The 1,919-nt window shown below is 73.7% G+C and carries 3 protein-coding genes; all 3 read left to right on the forward strand.

Annotated features, from left to right (window positions below):
• Positions 1 to 569, forward strand: a 569-nt coding sequence (locus tag MEICH_RS30265) for a glutamate ligase domain-containing protein (RefSeq protein WP_036219588.1), incomplete at its 5' end; no start/stop codon positions are given.
• Between the two features lie 3 nt (positions 570 to 572).
• The gene (locus MEICH_RS0116265) at positions 573 to 1,640 is read left to right on the forward strand and encodes an FtsW/RodA/SpoVE family cell cycle protein (protein ID WP_027893465.1); all 1,068 of its coding nucleotides are present in this window, start codon (positions 573 to 575) and stop codon (positions 1,638 to 1,640) included.
• Positions 1,641 to 1,663: 23 nt separating this feature from the next.
• The coding region (locus tag MEICH_RS25645) for a glycosyltransferase (RefSeq protein ID WP_174422450.1) at positions 1,664 to 1,919 on the forward strand (256 nt) is incomplete at its 3' end.

Raw genomic sequence — 1,919 nt, forward strand, 5'->3', positions numbered from 1 at the left:
CCCGCCAGACCAACCTGCTCGCCGCCCGGCTGGCCGCCCGGGCCTACGCCGAGCTGGCCGGGAAGCCCGTGGACGAGGGGGCGCTCGAGCGCGCCCAGGCCACTGCGCCGCAGCTCGAGGGCCGCTTCGAGGCCTTCGCCCGCAAGGGCGGCGTGACCTTCATCGACGACTCCATCGCCACCCGCTTCGACGCGGTGAAAGCCGCGCTGCTGGCCGCCCCCACCCCCGTGGCCTGGATCCTGGGCGGGGTGGACAAGGGCGCCCCCGTGGCCGATCTGCGCGAGGCGGTGCGGGGCCGGGTGCGGGTGATCCTGGCCGTGGGGCAGGACGGGCCCCGCATGGCCGAGCGCTTCGCCGACCTCGCCGAGGTCGTGCCCGTCCTCGAGGCCGAGGGGCACGCCGCGCTGCGCCGGGCCGTCGAGGAGGGGCTCGCGCGCCTCGAGACGGGCAGCGTCCTGCTGGCCCCGCTGGGCACCTCCTTCGACCAGTTCAAGGACTACAAGCACCGGTCCAAGGTCTTCCGGCAGGTGGCGCTCGAGCTGGGCGCCGTCCCAGTGGGCGGGGGGTGAGGCGTGGACCCCATCCTGCTGCTCTCCCAGGCCCTGCTGCTCGGCTTCTCGCTGGTCGGGGTGGCCACCGCGCGCCCGGCCCTGCTCGACGACCACCTCATCCGGGTGGGGCTGTGCCTGGCGGCCACCTTCGCCGGCGCCTTGGTGCGGCCTTTGTGGCTGGTGCGCTTCGCCAAGCCGCTCTTCGCGCTCACCCTGGTCCTGCTGATCGCGGTGCTCTTCGTGGGCACCGGCCCGGCCGGGGAGTACCGCCGCTGGTTCAGCCTGGGCCCCGTCGACCTCCAGCCCTCCGAGCTCTTGAAGCTGGTGGCGATCTTCTACATCGCCGCCTACTTCCACCAGCGCAACCTCGACCAGCCCATCCTCAAGGTGGTGGCCTGGCTGGGCCTGGCCTCGGTGCTGGTGGTGGTCGAACCCGACGTGGACGGCGGCATCTTAATGGTGGTGCTCACCGGCACCATGCTCTTGCTCATCGGCGTGCCCTGGCGGCGCATCCTGGCCCTCACCGCGCTGCTGGCGGTGCTGCTGATGGCCTTCGTGACCTTCATGCCCGGCAAGTTCGCCTACATCCCCGACCGCCTCGAGGGCATGCGGCTGTACCTGCGCGGCGAGGCCGACCCCGGCGACGAGGGCTACCAGGCCACCTACGCCCACCGCGCCATCCTGCAGGCCGGGCCCTTCGGGCGCGGCCCGGGCGCCGAGATGCAGATCCCCACCGGCCTCACCGGCCTCACCAGCGACCTGGCCGCCGTGCCCATCGTGTGGGCGACGGGCTGGGTGGGCGGGGCCATGCTGCTGACGGCGCTGGGCCTGTTGCTGCTGCGCGGCTTCAACATCGCGCTGCACCTCGAGGGCACCGCGGCGGTGGTCGCCACCGGCATCACCTCCTACCTCTTCTTCCAGACCGCCTTCAACCTGATGGGCACCCTGATCTACCCCATCATCGGCATGCCCCTGCCCTTCGTGAGCTACGGCGGCACCTCGCTGCTGGTGGCGGGCTTCGCGCTCGGGCTCATCCACTCCCTCGCCCGCGAGGCCCGGCCCAGCCTCAGCCGGGAGGTGGCCCCGTGAACCGCCTCCCGGCCACCGCTTCCCTGATCCTGGTGACCGGCGGGGGCACCGGGGGGCACTTCTACCCGGGCCTGGCCGCCGCCCAGGCGCTGCGGGCGATGGGCCACGAGGTGGCCTACGTGGGGGCGGAGGGGGGCCTCGAGGCCCGCCTGCTCCCCCAGGGCGACCTTCCCTACCACCTGATCCCCGCGGGCAAGCTCTCGCGCGACCTGCTGCGCCCGGCCGAGGGCGGCAAGGTGGTGCGCGGCCTGATGGCGGCGCGCGGCCTGCTGCGGCGCC

It is taken from the genome of Calidithermus chliarophilus DSM 9957 (assembly GCF_000430045.1).
GTDB classification, from domain to species: domain Bacteria; phylum Deinococcota; class Deinococci; order Deinococcales; family Thermaceae; genus Calidithermus; species Calidithermus chliarophilus.